We start from the raw sequence: 14,801 nt of genomic DNA, 5'->3' as shown, positions 1-14,801 counted from the left end.
CGGCTTGACCGGGCGATCCAGTACGCCGAGACGGCAGTGATGAATTACGACCGCCGCGGCGTACTGGATCACCCGCCTTCGCGGGTGATGACAGCGGAGTATGGGGCAGCCGCATCGCATCTCTTCACCGCCCTCGTGGATAACTACCCCCGCCCGAACTCATCGCCGCGGAACTGGCGGCCGATCTGGTCGAGCACGGCGTTGACCATGCCGGTCTCCTCGCGGTCGACGAAGGCATTCGCAACGTCGACATATTCTGACACGACGACGCGGCCCGGCACGTCCTTGCGATGCTGGAGCTCATAGGCCCCTGCCCGCAGCACCGCGCGCAGGATGGCCTCGATCCGCTTCAGCGGCCAGCCCTTCGACAGCGCCTCGTCGATCAGGGGATCGAGCATCTTCTGGTCGCGCACGACGCCGGAGACCACGTCGCGAAAGAAGGCGGCTTCCGCCGGCAGATAGGTATCGCCCTCGACCTCGTTGCCGAGCCAGTGGCTCTCGAACTCCGCAAAGATGTCGTTGATGCCGGCGCCGGCGATGTCCATCTGATATAGGGCCTGGACGGCCGCGAGCCGCGCCGCACCGCGCCGGTTCGCTTTCTTCTCGGTGCCAGCCGGCGGCTTTTTGCTGTGATCGGCCATGATCAAGCCCGCGCCAGCCGGCGCTTGATGCGCAGCATCGCAAGCGCGGCGCGCGCGGCATCGCCGCCCTTGTTGAGCTCGCTGGCGCGCGCCCGCGCCCAAGCCTGCGCCTCGGTGTTGACGGTGAGGATGCCGTTGCCCAGCGGCAGCTTTCGCGAAACCGCAAGATCCATCAGCGCGCGCGAGGATTCCTGCGAGACGATCTCGAAGTGGATTGTGTCGCCGCGGATCACGCAGCCGAGCGCGATCACCGCGTCATAGGGCTTGCCGTTCGCCGCAGCGGCATCGATCGCGATGGCGACCGCCGCCGGGATTTCCAGCGCGCCGGGAACCGTGATGACGTCATGCGTCAGACCGGCTGCCTTCAGCTCGGTCACCGCGCCGTCCAGAAGCGCATCCTGGAGATCGTCATAGAACCGCGCCTCGACAATCAGCGCGCGTGCGCCGGAAATGTCGGTCTGGTCCTTCAGGGGTGCGCGTCGCGCGTCTGCCATCGTCTAAATCCGTTCTACAGAGGTCGGCGCTATGTAGTCGCCGGACGCATGTAAGCCAAGTTCAAAGACACTGTCATTCCGGGGCGATGCGAAGCATCTAGCCCGGAATCTCGAGATTCCCCGGTGCGCAATTGCGCACCTGTGGTCTGGTCCATCGGACCATCCCGGAATAACGGCTCCGCCGTCACTTCATTTCCGTCAGCCGCGCTGCATAGCGGGCCATCAGGTCGACCTCGATATTGACCTCGGCGCCCGCTTTCCAGCCGCCGATCGTCGTGACCGTCAGGGTATGCGGAATGATCAGCACCGAAAAGGTCACGTCTCTCACCGTATTGACCGTCAGCGACACGCCGTCGAGCGTGATCGAGCCCTTGGTGGCGATGAAGCGCGCGAGCTCCCGCGTGGTCGAGAGCTCGAACCGCGCCATATCAGGCAGGTCCTCGCGACTGACGAGGGTGGCGACACCGTCGGCATGGCCGGCGACGATATGGCCGCCGAGTTCGTCGCCGATCTTGAGCGCGCGCTCGAGATTGAGCCTCGTGCCGACCTTCCAGTGCTTTGCAGTTGTCAGCGCCAGCGTCTCGGCGGCGGCATCGACGTCGAACCAGGTTCTGCCGCCTTCGACGCCGGAAGCAACCACCGTCAGGCAGACGCCGTTGCAGGCGATCGAGGCGCCGTCGGCGATGGTGGTCTGATCGTAGCGGCAAGCGATGCGCAGCCTGTGCAACTGGCCCTGCGCTGTCGGCGTGAAGCCGACGATCTCGCCGATATCGGTGACAATGCCAGTGAACATTACGCGCGCTCGTAGATGGTGAGAGTATCCTTGCCGAATGTCTCGCTAGCATGAACCTTATAGGCCTGCGACTGCGTGATTTTCGACAGGGGCAATGCATCGAGCGCATCGACGCCGCCCGGGCCGACCCCTTCCGCTCCGCGGAACAGCCAGATCTCGTCGGCGAGGTCGGCCGCGACGAAGGACGCCGCGACACGGCTGCCGCCCTCGACCATCAGCCGTGTGATGCCTTTCTCCGCCAGCACATGCAGCACGGCCGAAAGATCAAGCCCGGAAGCGTTTCCCGGCGGTACGCGGATGATCTGAGCGCCTGCCGCTCCGAGCCGCGTGGCGGCGGCGGCTTCCGCAAGCTCCGAGCCGATCACCCAGAGCGGCGTCTCCCGCGCGGAACGACCAAGCTGGCTCGCGGCCGGAATGCGCAGATTCTGGTCGAGCACGACGCGTATGGGAGAACGCGCTTCCATGCCCGGCAGGCGACAGTTGAGCTGCGGATCATCCGCCAGCACCGTGCCGATGCCGACCAGGATGGCGTCGCTCTGGGCGCGGAGCAGATGCACGCGATTGCGCACGGCCTCGCCCGTGATTGCAAGCGGCTTGCCGCCAGCCGCACCGATCTTACCGTCAGGCGAGACCGCGAGCTTCAGGATCACATGCGGGCGCTCGTCACGGATGCGGCGAAAATGCCCGGCATGGTCGAACGCGGCCTCCGCCGCGCACAGACCCACATCCACCGTGATGCCGGCGGCGCGCAAGCGCGCATGACCCTGGCCCGCGACTTCCGGATTGGGATCCTCGATCGCCGCGACCACCCGCGTGATGCCGGCGGCAATCACCGCGTCTGCGCAAGGCGGCGACTTGCCGAAATGCGAGCACGGCTCCAGCGTGACATAGAGCGTAGCGCCTCGCGCGGCCTCGCCGGCCCGGCGCAGCGCTTCGGGCTCGCCATGCGGTCGCCCGCCTGGCTGCGTCCAGCCACGGCCGATGATGAGCCCGTCTTTCACGATGACAGCGCCCACGGCAGGATTGGGCCAGGTGCGCCCCTGCCCGCGCTTGCCCAGCGCCAGCGCCAGCTGCATGAAGCGGCGATCGGCGTCCTTGGACTCGCGGGCCTTCTGCGCGAACTGATCCTCCAGGATCCGAAAGATCATTTGCGGATCGCGGCGAGCCGCGCTTCCTCCTCACCGGAGAGCTCGCCGAGCACGTCGGCGAAATCCTTGGCCTCGCGGAAATTGCGATAGACCGAGGCAAAGCGCACATAGGCGACGTCGTCGAGCGTGCGCAGATGCTCCATCACGGTCTCGCCGATCACCTCGGAGGAGATCTCGGCCTCGCCACCGGTCTCGAGCTCGCGGACGATGGTGGAGACCATCTTCTCGACCCGCTCCGGCTCGACCTGTCGCTTGCGCAAGGAGATCGACACCGAGCGCATCAGCTTGTCGCGGTCGAACGGCACGCGGCGGCCGTTGCGCTTGATCACCGTGAGCTCGCGCAACTGCACACGCTCGAAAGTGGTGAAGCGGAAATTGCAGGCGACGCACACGCGCCGCCTGCGGATCACGGAAGAGTCCTCGGTCGGACGCGAGTCCTTTACCTGCGTATCGAGACTGTTGCAGTTCGGGCAGCGCATCCGTGTACCTTGACCTTACTGATAGATCGGGAACCGATCGGTGAGCGCCTTGACCCGCTCCTTGATCGCGGCTTCGACCAGCGGCGCCTTGCCGTCGTCGGACTGCGCGATCGCGTTCAGGACCTCGGCGATCATGCCGCCGACCTGCTGGAATTCGGCGACGCCGAAACCGCGGGTCGTCGCCGCCGGGGTGCCGAGACGCAGGCCCGAGGTAACGAAGGGCTTTTCGGGGTCGAACGGAATGCCGTTCTTGTTGCAGGTGATGGCGGCGCGGACCAGCGCCTTCTCCGAGACGTTGCCCTTCAGGCCCTTCGGCCTGAGGTCGACCAGCATCAGATGGTTATCGGTGCCGCCGGAGACAATATCGAACCCGTGGCTCTTCATCGCCTCGGCCAGCGCCTTGGCGTTCTCGACGACGTTCTTCGCATAGATCTTGAAGTCCGGACGCAGCGCCTCGCCGAAGGCGACCGCCTTCGCCGCGATTACATGCATCAGGGGCCCACCCTGCAGGCCCGGGAAGATCGCCGAGTTGAGCTTCTTGGCGAGCGCCTCGTCGTTCGAGAGGATCAGGCCACCGCGCGGACCGCGCAGCGACTTGTGCGTGGTGGTGGTGGTGACGTGGGCATACGGCACGGGCGAGGCATGCACGCCGCCGGCGACGAGACCGGCGAAGTGCGCCATGTCGACCAGGAGGTACGCGCCGACGCTGTCCGCGATCTCGCGGAAACGCTTGAAGTCCCAGGCGCGCGAATAGGCCGAGCCGCCGGCGACGATCAGCTTGGGCTTGACCTCTTCGGCCTGCTTGGCGACCGCGTCCATGTCGATGATCTGGTCCTCGCGGCGCACGGTGTAGTGCGCGGCCTTGAACCACTTGCCGCTCATGTTGACGGGCGAGCCGTGGGTGAGATGGCCGCCGGCCGCGAGGTCGAGGCCCATGAAGGTGTCGCCGGGCTGCAGCAGCGCCAGGAACACCGCCTGGTTCATCTGGCTGCCGGAGTTCGGCTGCACGTTGGCGAAGTTGGCGCCGAACAGCTTCTTGGCGCGATCGATCGCGAGGTTCTCGGCGACGTCGACCCACTCACAACCGCCATAGTAGCGCGCGCCCGGATAACCCTCTGCGTACTTGTTGGTCATCACCGAACCCTGCGCTTCCAGCACGGCACGGCTGACGATGTTCTCGGAGGCGATCAGCTCGACCTCATGGCGCTGCCGGCCGAGCTCGCCCTTGATGGCGGCGGCGATTTCCGGGTCGGCCTGGTCGAGCGAGGCGGTGAAAAACGAGTCGGGCGCGGAGGCGGTTCTGGCTGAGGTCATCTTGCGAATATCTCCACCGCCGCAGCCTTTTGGCGGGCTACGGGCGGTCTGGTGTGGCGATCGGAAGCGGCGAGCGCGATCTACCACATCACCCGCCCCCGGCCAAGTATTTGCGGGTCGGGCCTGATATTTATGCAAGATATGGTGGGGATTGAAGGATCCGGGCGAGCTGACGGCCCCTTGAACTGACCGCCCCGATCAGTCCTGAAGGGTCCGATTTGGACCTTAAAATCCGTGCCGATGCGGGCCGGACCTGCCCCTACAGCCCGGTATACCCCGCCTTCACGGGATCGACGCTGCCGTCGAGCTGGCGCAGATAGGTCAGCCCGCACACGGTCAACCTGTGGGTGTCCTTCTCGCCGGCTTCCATCAAGGTATTGAGATAGTTCGTGACCTTGGCCCGCGCCTCCGCGCTCGCCGCGGACGTGCGGTTCGCGAGCAGGTCATAGGTCTGCATGATGCGGTCGATGGCAACTTCCATGGCACCCTCTGGTTCTGTCGAATTTTGGGAGTTTTGATCAGGCAACCGCGCGGGCCCCGGACTGGGCCTCGAACCGGCCAATGGCCTTGTTGGCGAGCCTGATCTTGTTGAGCTCGCCGTGCTGCAGCAGCTTGACGATGATCTCAAGCAGACTTTCGTTGGTGACCAGCGTGTCGGGAATCGCGCCGGAGCGGCGGAGGTAATTCGCTGCGATGGCATAGGCATCGCTCACGAGTTCGACGTTCATTGCCTGAAGCCCGCGCTCGACCAGCATCGCATCCTCCGATCCGCAGTAACAACTGCGCTGCGGGGAACTGGTTCCGCTCGGCCGGGTCATTATTTCGCAGTCGCGAACGACAAAACGCACCGGTCCGGGCAAAGCCGGGCCGGCGCGCTTGGGGAAGTCAGGCACGTTCGGGAGGCCTGCCGGTCTTGTTATGGGCCGGCTTGGCCAAGTCCCGTCGCAAAGAACTCAGAGACGATACAGGATCTGGTCGGTCCAGAACCGCTCGAGGCGGTGCAGCGACTTGTTGAGGGTCGAGAACTCCTCGCCCGAGATGCCGCCGACCTGCTCCACCGTCTTGACGTGCTTCTGGTAGAGGGAGTCGACGATGCGGCGGACTTCCTGGCCCTGCGGGGTCAGGCGGATGCGCACCGAGCGGCGATCGACGCGCGAGCGCTGATGATCGAGGAAGCCGAGCTCGACGAGCTTCTTCAGATTGTAGGAGACGTTGGAGCCGAGATAGTAACCGCGCGTGCGCAGCTCGCCCGCGGTCAGCTCCTTGTCGCCGATGTTGTAGAGCAGGAGCGCCTGGACCGAGTTGATGTCCGCACGGCCGCGGCGATCGAATTCATCCTTGATGACGTCGAGGAGCCGGCGATGCAGCCGCTCCACCAGAGTCAAAGCTTCCAGATAGAGCGACTGCACCGAACCCTGCTGGCCGGAGACGCGCTCTGCGGTATCTGCCGCAGTTGCGACGGCTTTCATCATGACACTTCCCCTGTTGTCGTTTTTATCGACACTCATTCGACGAAACTTGTGCTCCGTCTGATAGGTGCAACTTAAGGGGGGCGTTTGAAGATCGGCTTAAATAAGAGAATAAAGAGATCATGAATTTAAGACAGTGAATTGCGGATTAAGCCTGTGTCACAAGGGCTTTTCGCAACCGTCTGTTGACCCTCGCAAGGTCCTGTTCACCCTCCGTCCGCCACCTCTGTCGCATTCCAGTACAGGGCCGCCCCGTTTCGAAACGGGCGCGTAAGAGCTGTGGCGGAACGCACGGAGTCAATGAAAAGTTACCTCGAATTTTAGGCAACGAACGGTCAACCAAGCCACGACTTCGGAAATGCCGCTCTCGTGTCCCGGACAAGCGCAGCGAAGCGGAGCGCAGAGCCGGGACCCAGAAGCCGCAAACGAGATCGTGGAGAGCTGGGCCCCGGCTCAGCAGCGCATCACTGCGTGCTGCGCTGCGTCCGGGGCACGAGAGAGTGTGCGTTGAAATCGCAAGCGCGCTACGGCGGCCGCTCGCGCGCGGCCATCCAGGCGAGCGCGAGATAGGCGGCGAGCATGAAGGCTTCGACACCGACGACGATCAGGCTGCCGCCGTAGATGCCCGGGAACATCAGTTCGATCACCGCCATCGACACCACGGTCGTCAGCCAGACCACCGCGCCCCACGGCGTCGCGAGCCAGAGGCCGACCGCGGCAACGAGCTCGATCACGGCGAAATAGACGGTGGCGGCCTGCCAGGCCATCGACTGGTTCTCGAACGCCTCGTCCTCGCCGCCGACGAAGCCGGTGACCTGGGCCCAGTGATAGAGGCCCTTCAGAATCGACAGCAGCGCCATCACTCGCAGAAACAGCACGAGCCGGCGCGTCCAGACATTGTCGTCGGACTCGGGGCGCTCCGACGAGATCGCCGCCACCGACATCGCGTTGTCTCTGGCGTTGTCTCTGGCGGCGTCCTTGGCACTGGCGCCGTCGCGGGCCGCATCGCGGGTGGAGATTTCGGACATGGTCCCCTTCTGGCTGCTTCGCCCCGCAAAATCAATCGGCTGCCCGAGCGACCTCAATTTTGCCTTGCGGCAGGTCAAGCCGCGGTGGCGGGAACCATGCGAGCTGGTATAAGAATAATTCCAGCCGGAGGAAGAATGATGGCGATCAAATACGGACGTCCGATCGAATTGCGCGAGGTTTCGCGCCGGGATGGCGCCAGTGCCTCCCCTGCCCTCGATCTGACCGTCCGCCCGCGCCGCAACCGCAAAGCCGAATGGGCCCGGCGCATGGTGCGCGAGAACGTGCTCACCACCGACGACTTGATCTGGCCGCTGTTCCTGATCGACGGCGACAACAAGCGCGAGCAGATCGCCTCGATGCCGGGCGTCGACCGCCTCAGCGTCGACCAGGCCGTGCGCGAGGCCGAGCGCGCCATGAAGCTCACCATCCCCTGCCTCGCGCTGTTTCCCTACACCGACCCGTCCCTGCGCGACGAGGAAGGCTCCGAGGCGACCAATCCGAACAACCTGGTCTGCCAGGCGGTGCGCGCGATCAAGAAGGAGTTTCCCGACATCGGCATCCTCTGCGACGTCGCGCTCGATCCCTTCACCAGCCACGGCCATGACGGCCTGATCTCCGACGGCAAGATTTTGAACGACGAGACGGTCGCGGTGCTGGTGCGTCAGGCGCTGGTCCAGGCCGAAGCCGGCTGCGACATCATCGCGCCGTCCGACATGATGGACGGCCGCGTCGCCGCGATCCGCGAGGGGCTGGACCGCTCTGGCCTGCTCGACGTGCAGATCATGGCGTATGCGGCCAAATACGCCTCCGCCTTCTACGGCCCGTTCCGCGACGCCATCGGTTCGGCCAAGACGCTGACCGGCGACAAGCGCACCTACCAGATGGACAGCGCCAACACCGACGAGGCGCTGCGCGAGGTCGATCTCGACATCTCCGAGGGCGCCGACATGGTGATGGTGAAGCCCGGCATGCCCTATCTCGACGTGGTCCGGCGCGTGAAGGACACCTTTGCGATGCCGACCTTCGCCTACCAGGTCTCCGGCGAATACGCGATGATCGCAGCGGCCGCCAACAATGGCTGGCTCGACGGCGAGCGCGCGATGATGGAGAGCCTGTTGGCGTTCAAGCGCGCCGGCGCCGACGGCGTGCTCAGCTATTTTGCGCCGAGGGTGGCGGAGAAGCTGCGGAGCCAGACGTAAGGTATCGCGGGATGGGCCAAGCGGCTTGTCCGCCGTAGCTCGAAGAGCGAAGGCGGAAGCGTGCCCACCATGCCAGCTAGCGATCGCGGAACGATGGTGGGCACAGCGCTAACGCGCCTTTGCCTACCCTACGACGCCCTCCCTGAACGACAGCGGTAACAGCCCCGCCCCCGAATTGCCGGAATATTTCGGCTTGTTGACGCCCGCACGCCCTTGGCACGGGGATGACTTGCTCCCATGTCCTGCCACGGGAGTTTCCCTTGGGAGAACGGACTATGTCGTATTCGGACTCGGGCAATGCCTGGCGCAATGACGGCGCCATGCAACCGCACGCCTTCGATCCCTATCTGCACCCCGAATTGTTCCGTGGCGTGGCAACGCGGCGGGCGTTCGCGTTCCTGATCGACATGGTCGTGATCTCCGTTCCCGTCATCCTCGGCTACATCTTCATCGCGCTGTTTGGCATCGTCACGCTCGGCATCGGCTGGGCGCTGTTCTGGCTGGCCTGGCCGGCCTCCGTTGTTTGGGCGATCGTCTATTACGGTGCCTGCATCGGCGGTCCGTCGTCCGCGACGATCGGCATGCGCCTGATGGATCTGGAGTTGCGCACCTGGTACGGCGCGCCCGGCTATTTCGTGCTCGGCGCCACCCATGCCGTGCTGTTCTGGGTGACGGTCTCGTTCCTGACACCTTTCGTGGTGCTGGTTGGGCTGTTCAACGGCCGCCGGCGCCTGCTGCATGATGTCGTGCTGGGAACGGTCGTGATCAACAATTCCGTCCGCGCGCCCGTGCCGCAGGCCGCAAGGACCTACTGAGAGCCTGATGATCAAGAACCTATCAACCAGGACCGACTAAACTGAGTGATCTGACCTGCCGAGTAGACCGATTGACCGGGGGCCTTCGTAGCGCGATGTTAATGCCCACTTTGGAGGCCCACGACGTCCCTTGACCCAGCACTCGCGCGACACCCCCCAATTTTACCTCACGGCGCCCTCTCCCTGCCCGTATCTGCCGGGCCGGCATGAGCGCAAGGTGTTTACGCACCTCGTGGGGGAGCGCGCGGGCGACCTCAACGACCTTCTGACCCATGGCGGGTTCCGCCGCAGCCAGTCGATCGCCTACCGGCCGGCCTGCGACCAGTGCCGCGCCTGCGTCTCCGTCCGGGTGGTCGCCAACGAGTTCCGCCCCTCCCGCAACTTCCGGAAAGTCATCGCGCGCAACGCCGACATCATCGGCGAGCAGCGCAGTGCGGTGCCGACCTCCGAGCAATATTCGGTGTTCCGCGCCTATCTCGACTCCCGCCACCGCCATGGCGGCATGGCCGACATGACCGTGCTCGACTACGCCATGATGGTCGAGGACAGCCATGTCGAGACCAGGATCATCGAGTACCGCAAGCGCGGCCCCGACAGCGGTATCACCGGCCGCGGTGAGGAGCTGATCGCGGTGGCGCTGACCGACGTGCTCAGCGACGGCCTGTCGATGGTGTATTCGTTCTTCGAGCCGAGCCAGGTCAGCCGGTCGATGGGCACCTTCATGATCCTCGACCACATCGCCCGCGCTCGCCGCCAGGGGCTGCCTTACGTCTATCTCGGCTACTGGATCGAGGGCTCAAAGAAGATGGACTACAAGGCCCGCTTCCTGCCGCAGCAGCGCCTCGCGCCGTCAGGCTGGCTGCGCATCGATGCGCAAGGTGACGCGACGTCAGAGCCGCAGGATTAGCTCGCTGTCATGCCCCGGCTTGACCGGGGCATCCAGTACGCCGCGGCTTCTCGGCTCAATCACAACCGTCTCTGGAATACCGGGTCGCCCGGTCAAGCCGTGCGACGACGGCGGTGTGTTGGGCGAACACTCACCCGAACAGTGTATCCACCAACAACTTCACGTTCAAAACCACGATCACGCCCGCGACGATCCACGCGAGCGCCGCGACTGACGTGGGTATCGCGAACTTCCCCATCTTGCGCCGATCCGAGACGAAGCGGACCAGCGGGATCACCGCAAAGGGCAGCTGCATCGACAGCACGACCTGGCTGAACACCAGCAGATCCGCCGTGCCGCGCTCGCCATAGATCGCGGTGACGACGATCACCGGGACGATGGCGATGCCGCGCGTCAAGAGGCGGCGCGCCCAGCTCGGCAGGCGCAGGTCGAGAAACCCTTCCATCACGATCTGGCCGGCGAGCGTCGCTGTCACCGTCGAGTTCAGGCCCGAGGCGAGCAGCGCAATCGCAAACAGCGTCGAGGCGATACCGAGGCCGAGCAGCGGCGACAACAACTCGAAGGCCTGGCCGATCTCGGCGACGTCGGAATGGCCGCTCTTGTGGAAGGTCGCGGCTGCCACGACAAGGATCGCTGCATTGATGAACAGTGCCAGCATCAGGGCGATGGTCGAATCCGTCGTCGCCCATTTGATCGCCTCGCGCCGGCCGGTGTCGTTGCGCTCATAGGCGCGCGTCTGCACGATCGAGGAGTGCAGATAGAGATTATGCGGCATCACGGTCGCGCCGATGATGCCGATCGCGATGTAGAGCATTTCCGGATTTGTGAAGATCTCGGTCTTCGGCATGAAGCCGTGCAGGACTTCCGCCACCGGCGGCGCCGCGGCCACGATCTGGACCAGGAAGCAGACCGCGATCACGACAAGCATCGCGATGACGAACGCTTCGAGGAAGCGAAAGCCGCGGTTCATCAGGAGCAGCAGCAGGAACGCATCGAGCGCAGCCAGCAGCGCGCCGCCGATCAGCGGAATGCCGAACAGCAGTTTGAGCGCGATCGCTGTGCCGATGACCTCGGCGAGATCGCAGGCGATGATCGCCGCCTCGCAGGCGAGCCAGAGCAGGAAGTTCATCGCCGGCGAATAGGTCGCGCGGCAGGCCTGCGCGAGGTCGCGGTCGGTGACGATGCCGAGCCGAGCCGCCAGCGACTGGAGCAGGATCGCCATCAAATTCGAGAGCAGGATGACCGAAAGTAGCGTGTAGCCGAACTTCGACCCTCCGGCGAGGTCGGTCGCCCAGTTGCCGGGGTCCATGTAGCCGACCGAGACCAGGTAGCCGGGCCCGACAAAGGCAAGCAACCGCCGCCACCACACCCCCGCCGTGGGGACGGCGATCGTGGCGTTCACCTCGGCGAGGCTCTTGGTAGCAGGCGCATCAGTGCGCCAGCCGGCGGCATCTTGGGTCAAATCGGGGGAGCGGGCATCCATATCAGCAGAATACCGAAGTCGAAGCTTATTGCAACTCATTTGCAACTGCATCTAGCCGATGAGGTCCCGACGCGGCGGTTATCCGCCTCCCTGTCGGGAAGCGGGTGGGTTTGGCCGTCCTCGGGGGCGGATACTGGCGCCAACACGACTTTGCAGGAAATGCGCCATGTCAAACCCGCTTCGCCTCCCCGACACCTTCAACCGCCTCGCCTGGTCCAACCTGGCGGCGCAATCGGCCGAGCAGATCGCGCTGGCCGCGGCCCCGATCGTCGCCGTGCTCACGCTGGGTGTTGCGGAAGGCCAGACCGGCCTGCTCCAGACCGCCCTCACCCTGCCCTTCGTCCTGTTCGCCATTCCGGCCGGCCTGCTCGCCGACCGCATCTCCCGCCGCTCGCTGATGGCGGGTGCCGAAGCGCTGCGCGCGGTCGCGCTGGCGGCCATCGTGCTGCTGCTCACACTCGGCGCGCTCAATTTGCCGCTGCTGGCTCTGCTCGGCTTTGCCGCCGTATGCGGCACGGTCGTCTACAGCGTGGCAGCGCCGGCCCTGGTGCCCTCGCTGGTGAGCGCGGAGCTGTTGCCGTCGGCAAATGCCCGCATCGAGCTCGCCCGCACCATCGCCTTTGCAAGCGGGCCTGCGCTCGGCGGCGCGCTGGTCGGCTGGTGGGGCGCGAGCCCGGCCTTCGGCTTCGCCGCGGCGCTCTCGGCCATCGCCGTCGTGCTGCTCTCCGGGATCTACGAGCCCACCCGGACGCCCTCGCCGCGGCGCCATCCGTTCCAGGACATCCGCGAGGGCGCGGCCTTCGTGTTCCACCATCCGCTGCTGCGGCCGGTGTTCATCACCCAGTTCATCTTCAACACCGGCTGGTTCCTCCAGATCGCCGTGTTCGTGCCCTATGCGGTACGCCATCTCGGCCTGACCGCCGCAGGCGTCGGCACCGTGCTGACGATGTACGGCGTCGGCATGGTGATCGGCGCACTGTTCGCCACGCGCGTGATGAAGCGCATCGCCTTCGGCACGGTGGTCGGCCTTGGCCCGGTCACGGGTTTCGTCGCCGCAGTGGTGATGGCGCTGACGGTGCTGGTCCCCTCGCCCTGGCTCGCGGCCTTGAGCTTCTTCCTGCTCGGCGTCGGGCCGATCCTGTGGGTGATTTCGACCACGACCCTGCGCCAGTCCGTGACGCCGCCGCGCCTGCTCGGACGCGTCTCCGCCATCAACATCATGAGCTACGGCGCCCGCCCGCTCGGCTCGGCGCTTGGCGCGATCGTCGGCGGCCTCTGGAGCGCGGAGGCCTGCCTGTATCTCGCAGCCGCCGTGTTCGGCGTGCAGGCGCTGGTGATCTGGCTGTCGCCTGCAGTGGCGCTGGACCGGCAGCCGGCCATGGTGGGGGATGAAGTGCCAGCGCGGTGCTAGTCCGGTACGCAATCAGCGGCGATGGCCCGCGCCAGTCGGGCGACCGCCGGCGCAATGGTCTGCTGCGGGTAGCCGCTAAAGCCCAGCATCAGCGCCGACTGCGCCGGCGCCTCGATATAGTGGCGGCTCATCGCGCGAACGGTGACGCCGTGCTCGCGAGCGGCCCGTTCGATCTTCACGTCGGAAAGTCCCCGTCGCGTGTAGGCAACCAGGTGCATGCCCTGGTCCGGCGGCTCGACCGACAAATGGTCGCCCAGGCGCCGCCTCAGTGCGGCAACGAGGGTATCGCGCTGGCGGCGGTACACTTCCCGCATTCTGCGGATGTGGGCTGCGAAATGCCCCTCTTCCATGAAGGCCGCAGCAACGGACTGGCAGAGGCTCGACGGTTGACGGTCGATCAGATAGCGCGCGGCAACGAAATTCCGCACCAGCGGGTGTGGTAGCACGGCGTAGCCAAGCCTCAATCCGGGGAAGAGCGCCTTGTTGAGAGTTCCGACGTAAATGACACGGCCGGCCTCATCCAGGCCCTGAAGCGAAGCGAGGGGACGGCCGCCGTAGCGGAATTCGCTGGCGTAATCGTCCTCGATGATCCAGGCGCCGGACTCGCGGGCCCAGGCGAGAAGTTCGAGGCGGCGCGCCATCGACAGGGGAACGCCTGTCGGAAACTGGTGCGAGGCCGTTATGAAAACTGCGCGCGCCTTCGGGGCGCGGCGGATCCCTTCCGTGACGTTGACGCCGTGCTGGTCAACCGGGATGGCGCAAACCTTCGCGCCTGACGCAGCGAGCGTAAGGCGGGTCAGGGTATAGCCGGGGTCTTCGATCCAGACCTCCTTGTCCGGCCCGGGCATGACACGTGCGACGATGTCCACGGCTTGCTGCGTGCCGGCGGTGATCACGATCTGGTCGACCTCGCAGCGCACGCCGCGTGCGGCCCGAAGATAGTCGCAAACCGACTTGCGCAGCTCCAGCAAGCCACGCGGATCGCCATAGCCGAGATGATGTCGCTCAAACGATCGCAGCGTGCGCGCCGTGAGTTTGCGCCACAATTCGGCGCTACGTGCATCCAACAGCGTGCGACCCAGGTTGAAGGGACGCTCGTCATTTTGCGTCGTCACATCGACGAAATCGCCGAGGCCGTGAAAGGAGGCCGCGCCTGCCGCGGCCGGTGCCGCCCTTGTCTTGCGGCCATGAGGCGCGGCAAACGGTTCAGGCAGATCGGACGCAACGTAAGTCCCCGCCCCCGTCCTGCCGAAGGCATAACCTTCGGCTAGCAGCTGCTCGAAAGCCGAAACAACTGCGGTACGCGAGACGCCGAGCTGCGCCGCAAGGTCGCGCGTCGAGCGCAACTTGGCCGCCGGACGAAGCGCTCCGGACAGAATTGCCGATCGTAGCTCGAGGTAGATCTGGCGGAATACCGGCGCCTCCGCCGTACGGTCGACGCTGAAGGAATAGAGTTCTGCCCAGCTCTGCCTGCTCTTCACGGGTCCTCGTCCGACAGGTGAGCCGCACGTCGAGAAGTGGTATGCCGCAATAGGTCCGAGTGGACCTTTGCTCAAGACCACTATTTTTCTATCCTGTTTCGGATAACAAGGAAACCTGAAATGTCCGCTCATTCGGAT

At 65.2% G+C, this 14,801-nt stretch carries 16 protein-coding genes; 4 read left to right on the top strand and 12 right to left on the bottom strand.

Annotation, left to right across the window (positions count from 1 at the left end; all coding sequences use genetic code 11):
* Positions 1 to 143: 143 nt before the first annotated feature.
* The 10 genes from nusB to AB7Z56_RS19185 form a co-directional block, all read right to left on the bottom strand.
* Complete coding sequence (gene nusB / locus AB7Z56_RS19230; RefSeq protein ID WP_063982855.1) at positions 144 to 641, bottom strand: transcription antitermination factor NusB; 498 nt, start codon at positions 639 to 641, stop codon at positions 144 to 146.
* Positions 642 to 643: 2 nt separating this feature from the next.
* A complete protein-coding gene (gene ribH, locus AB7Z56_RS19225; RefSeq protein ID WP_166342075.1) occupies positions 644 to 1,135 on the bottom strand; it encodes a 6,7-dimethyl-8-ribityllumazine synthase in 492 nt (163 codons plus the stop codon).
* A 184-nt stretch (positions 1,136 to 1,319) separates the two neighbouring features.
* Positions 1,320 to 1,928 (bottom strand): riboflavin synthase, encoded by a 609-nt coding sequence (locus AB7Z56_RS19220; protein ID WP_085399860.1) that lies wholly within the window; start codon positions 1,926 to 1,928, stop codon positions 1,320 to 1,322.
* Positions 1,928 to 3,076 (bottom strand): bifunctional diaminohydroxyphosphoribosylaminopyrimidine deaminase/5-amino-6-(5-phosphoribosylamino)uracil reductase RibD, encoded by a 1,149-nt coding sequence (ribD, locus tag AB7Z56_RS19215; protein WP_283016749.1) that lies wholly within the window; start codon positions 3,074 to 3,076, stop codon positions 1,928 to 1,930. Before ribD ends, AB7Z56_RS19220 begins: the two co-directional genes overlap by 1 nt.
* The gene (nrdR, locus tag AB7Z56_RS19210) at positions 3,073 to 3,555 is read right to left on the bottom strand and encodes a transcriptional regulator NrdR (protein ID WP_007603426.1); all 483 of its coding nucleotides are present in this window, start codon (positions 3,553 to 3,555) and stop codon (positions 3,073 to 3,075) included. Before nrdR ends, ribD begins: the two co-directional genes overlap by 4 nt.
* 15 nt (positions 3,556 to 3,570) lie before the next feature.
* Complete coding sequence (glyA, locus tag AB7Z56_RS19205; protein ID WP_028152497.1) at positions 3,571 to 4,869, bottom strand: serine hydroxymethyltransferase; 1,299 nt, start codon at positions 4,867 to 4,869, stop codon at positions 3,571 to 3,573.
* A gap of 259 nt (positions 4,870 to 5,128) precedes the next feature.
* A complete protein-coding gene (locus AB7Z56_RS19200) occupies positions 5,129 to 5,350 on the bottom strand; it encodes a hypothetical protein (protein WP_283016750.1) in 222 nt (73 codons plus the stop codon).
* Positions 5,351 to 5,387: 37 nt separating this feature from the next.
* Positions 5,388 to 5,624 carry a hypothetical protein gene (locus tag AB7Z56_RS19195; RefSeq protein ID WP_283016751.1) on the bottom strand — a complete coding sequence of 79 codons (237 nt, stop codon included), beginning with the start codon at positions 5,622 to 5,624 and terminating at the stop codon, positions 5,388 to 5,390.
* A gap of 198 nt (positions 5,625 to 5,822) precedes the next feature.
* Positions 5,823 to 6,341: a transcriptional regulator LdtR gene (gene ldtR, locus AB7Z56_RS19190; RefSeq protein WP_011087797.1), complete on the bottom strand. Its 519-nt coding sequence runs from the start codon at positions 6,339 to 6,341 to the stop codon at positions 5,823 to 5,825.
* A gap of 521 nt (positions 6,342 to 6,862) precedes the next feature.
* A complete protein-coding gene (locus AB7Z56_RS19185) occupies positions 6,863 to 7,366 on the bottom strand; it encodes a DUF6163 family protein (RefSeq protein WP_283016752.1) in 504 nt (167 codons plus the stop codon).
* Between the two features lie 138 nt (positions 7,367 to 7,504).
* Here AB7Z56_RS19185 and hemB point away from each other — a divergent pair, with 138 nt between their 5' ends.
* The 3 genes from hemB to AB7Z56_RS19170 all read left to right on the top strand — a co-directional run bounded on the left by hemB (position 7,505) and on the right by AB7Z56_RS19170 (position 10,288).
* Positions 7,505 to 8,566, top strand: a complete 1,062-nt coding sequence (gene hemB / locus AB7Z56_RS19180; RefSeq protein ID WP_085399885.1) for a porphobilinogen synthase — start codon at positions 7,505 to 7,507, stop codon at positions 8,564 to 8,566.
* Between the two features lie 275 nt (positions 8,567 to 8,841).
* A complete protein-coding gene (locus AB7Z56_RS19175; RefSeq protein ID WP_063982851.1) occupies positions 8,842 to 9,381 on the top strand; it encodes an RDD family protein in 540 nt (179 codons plus the stop codon).
* Positions 9,382 to 9,511: 130 nt separating this feature from the next.
* Positions 9,512 to 10,288 (top strand): arginyltransferase, encoded by a 777-nt coding sequence (locus AB7Z56_RS19170; RefSeq protein WP_014494765.1) that lies wholly within the window; start codon positions 9,512 to 9,514, stop codon positions 10,286 to 10,288.
* A gap of 130 nt (positions 10,289 to 10,418) precedes the next feature.
* Here AB7Z56_RS19170 and AB7Z56_RS19165 read toward each other — a convergent pair whose 3' ends face one another.
* Entirely contained in the window at positions 10,419 to 11,771 is a 1,353-nt protein-coding gene (locus AB7Z56_RS19165) for an Nramp family divalent metal transporter (protein WP_441256399.1), read from the bottom strand.
* 166 nt (positions 11,772 to 11,937) lie between these two features.
* Here AB7Z56_RS19165 and AB7Z56_RS19160 point away from each other — a divergent pair, with 166 nt between their 5' ends.
* Positions 11,938 to 13,182, top strand: a complete 1,245-nt coding sequence (locus AB7Z56_RS19160) for an MFS transporter (protein ID WP_135215699.1) — start codon at positions 11,938 to 11,940, stop codon at positions 13,180 to 13,182.
* Here AB7Z56_RS19160 and pdxR read toward each other — a convergent pair.
* On the bottom strand, positions 13,179 to 14,663 hold the full coding sequence (gene pdxR, locus AB7Z56_RS19155; RefSeq protein WP_283016754.1) for a MocR-like pyridoxine biosynthesis transcription factor PdxR: 1,485 nt from the start codon (positions 14,661 to 14,663) through the stop codon (positions 13,179 to 13,181). The two genes, AB7Z56_RS19160 and pdxR, sit on opposite strands and share 4 nt — an antisense overlap.
* Positions 14,664 to 14,801: the final 138 nt, after the last annotated feature.

Source organism: Bradyrhizobium sp. 482_C4_N1_8, assembly GCF_052075965.1.
GTDB lineage: Bacteria > Pseudomonadota > Alphaproteobacteria > Rhizobiales > Xanthobacteraceae > Bradyrhizobium > Bradyrhizobium barranii.
This window is presented reverse-complemented; position numbering and strand designations above follow the sequence as displayed.

Coding starts and splice junctions, on each gene's coding strand:
- ribD (WP_283016749.1), bottom strand. CDS start 3,076: ATGATCTTTCGGATCCTGGAGGATCAGTTCGCGCAGAAGGCCCGCGAG.
- nusB (WP_063982855.1), bottom strand. CDS start 641: ATGGCCGATCACAGCAAAAAGCCGCCGGCTGGCACCGAGAAGAAAGCG.
- glyA (WP_028152497.1), bottom strand. CDS start 4,869: ATGACCTCAGCCAGAACCGCCTCCGCGCCCGACTCGTTTTTCACCGCC.
- AB7Z56_RS19175 (WP_063982851.1), top strand. CDS start 8,842: ATGTCGTATTCGGACTCGGGCAATGCCTGGCGCAATGACGGCGCCATG.
- nrdR (WP_007603426.1), bottom strand. CDS start 3,555: ATGCGCTGCCCGAACTGCAACAGTCTCGATACGCAGGTAAAGGACTCG.
- AB7Z56_RS19165 (WP_441256399.1), bottom strand. CDS start 11,771: ATGGATGCCCGCTCCCCCGATTTGACCCAAGATGCCGCCGGCTGGCGC.
- AB7Z56_RS19200 (WP_283016750.1), bottom strand. CDS start 5,350: ATGGAAGTTGCCATCGACCGCATCATGCAGACCTATGACCTGCTCGCG.
- AB7Z56_RS19195 (WP_283016751.1), bottom strand. CDS start 5,624: ATGCTGGTCGAGCGCGGGCTTCAGGCAATGAACGTCGAACTCGTGAGC.
- AB7Z56_RS19185 (WP_283016752.1), bottom strand. CDS start 7,366: ATGTCCGAAATCTCCACCCGCGATGCGGCCCGCGACGGCGCCAGTGCC.
- AB7Z56_RS19160 (WP_135215699.1), top strand. CDS start 11,938: ATGTCAAACCCGCTTCGCCTCCCCGACACCTTCAACCGCCTCGCCTGG.
- ribH (WP_166342075.1), bottom strand. CDS start 1,135: ATGGCAGACGCGCGACGCGCACCCCTGAAGGACCAGACCGACATTTCC.
- AB7Z56_RS19220 (WP_085399860.1), bottom strand. CDS start 1,928: ATGTTCACTGGCATTGTCACCGATATCGGCGAGATCGTCGGCTTCACG.
- hemB (WP_085399885.1), top strand. CDS start 7,505: ATGGCGATCAAATACGGACGTCCGATCGAATTGCGCGAGGTTTCGCGC.
- ldtR (WP_011087797.1), bottom strand. CDS start 6,341: ATGATGAAAGCCGTCGCAACTGCGGCAGATACCGCAGAGCGCGTCTCC.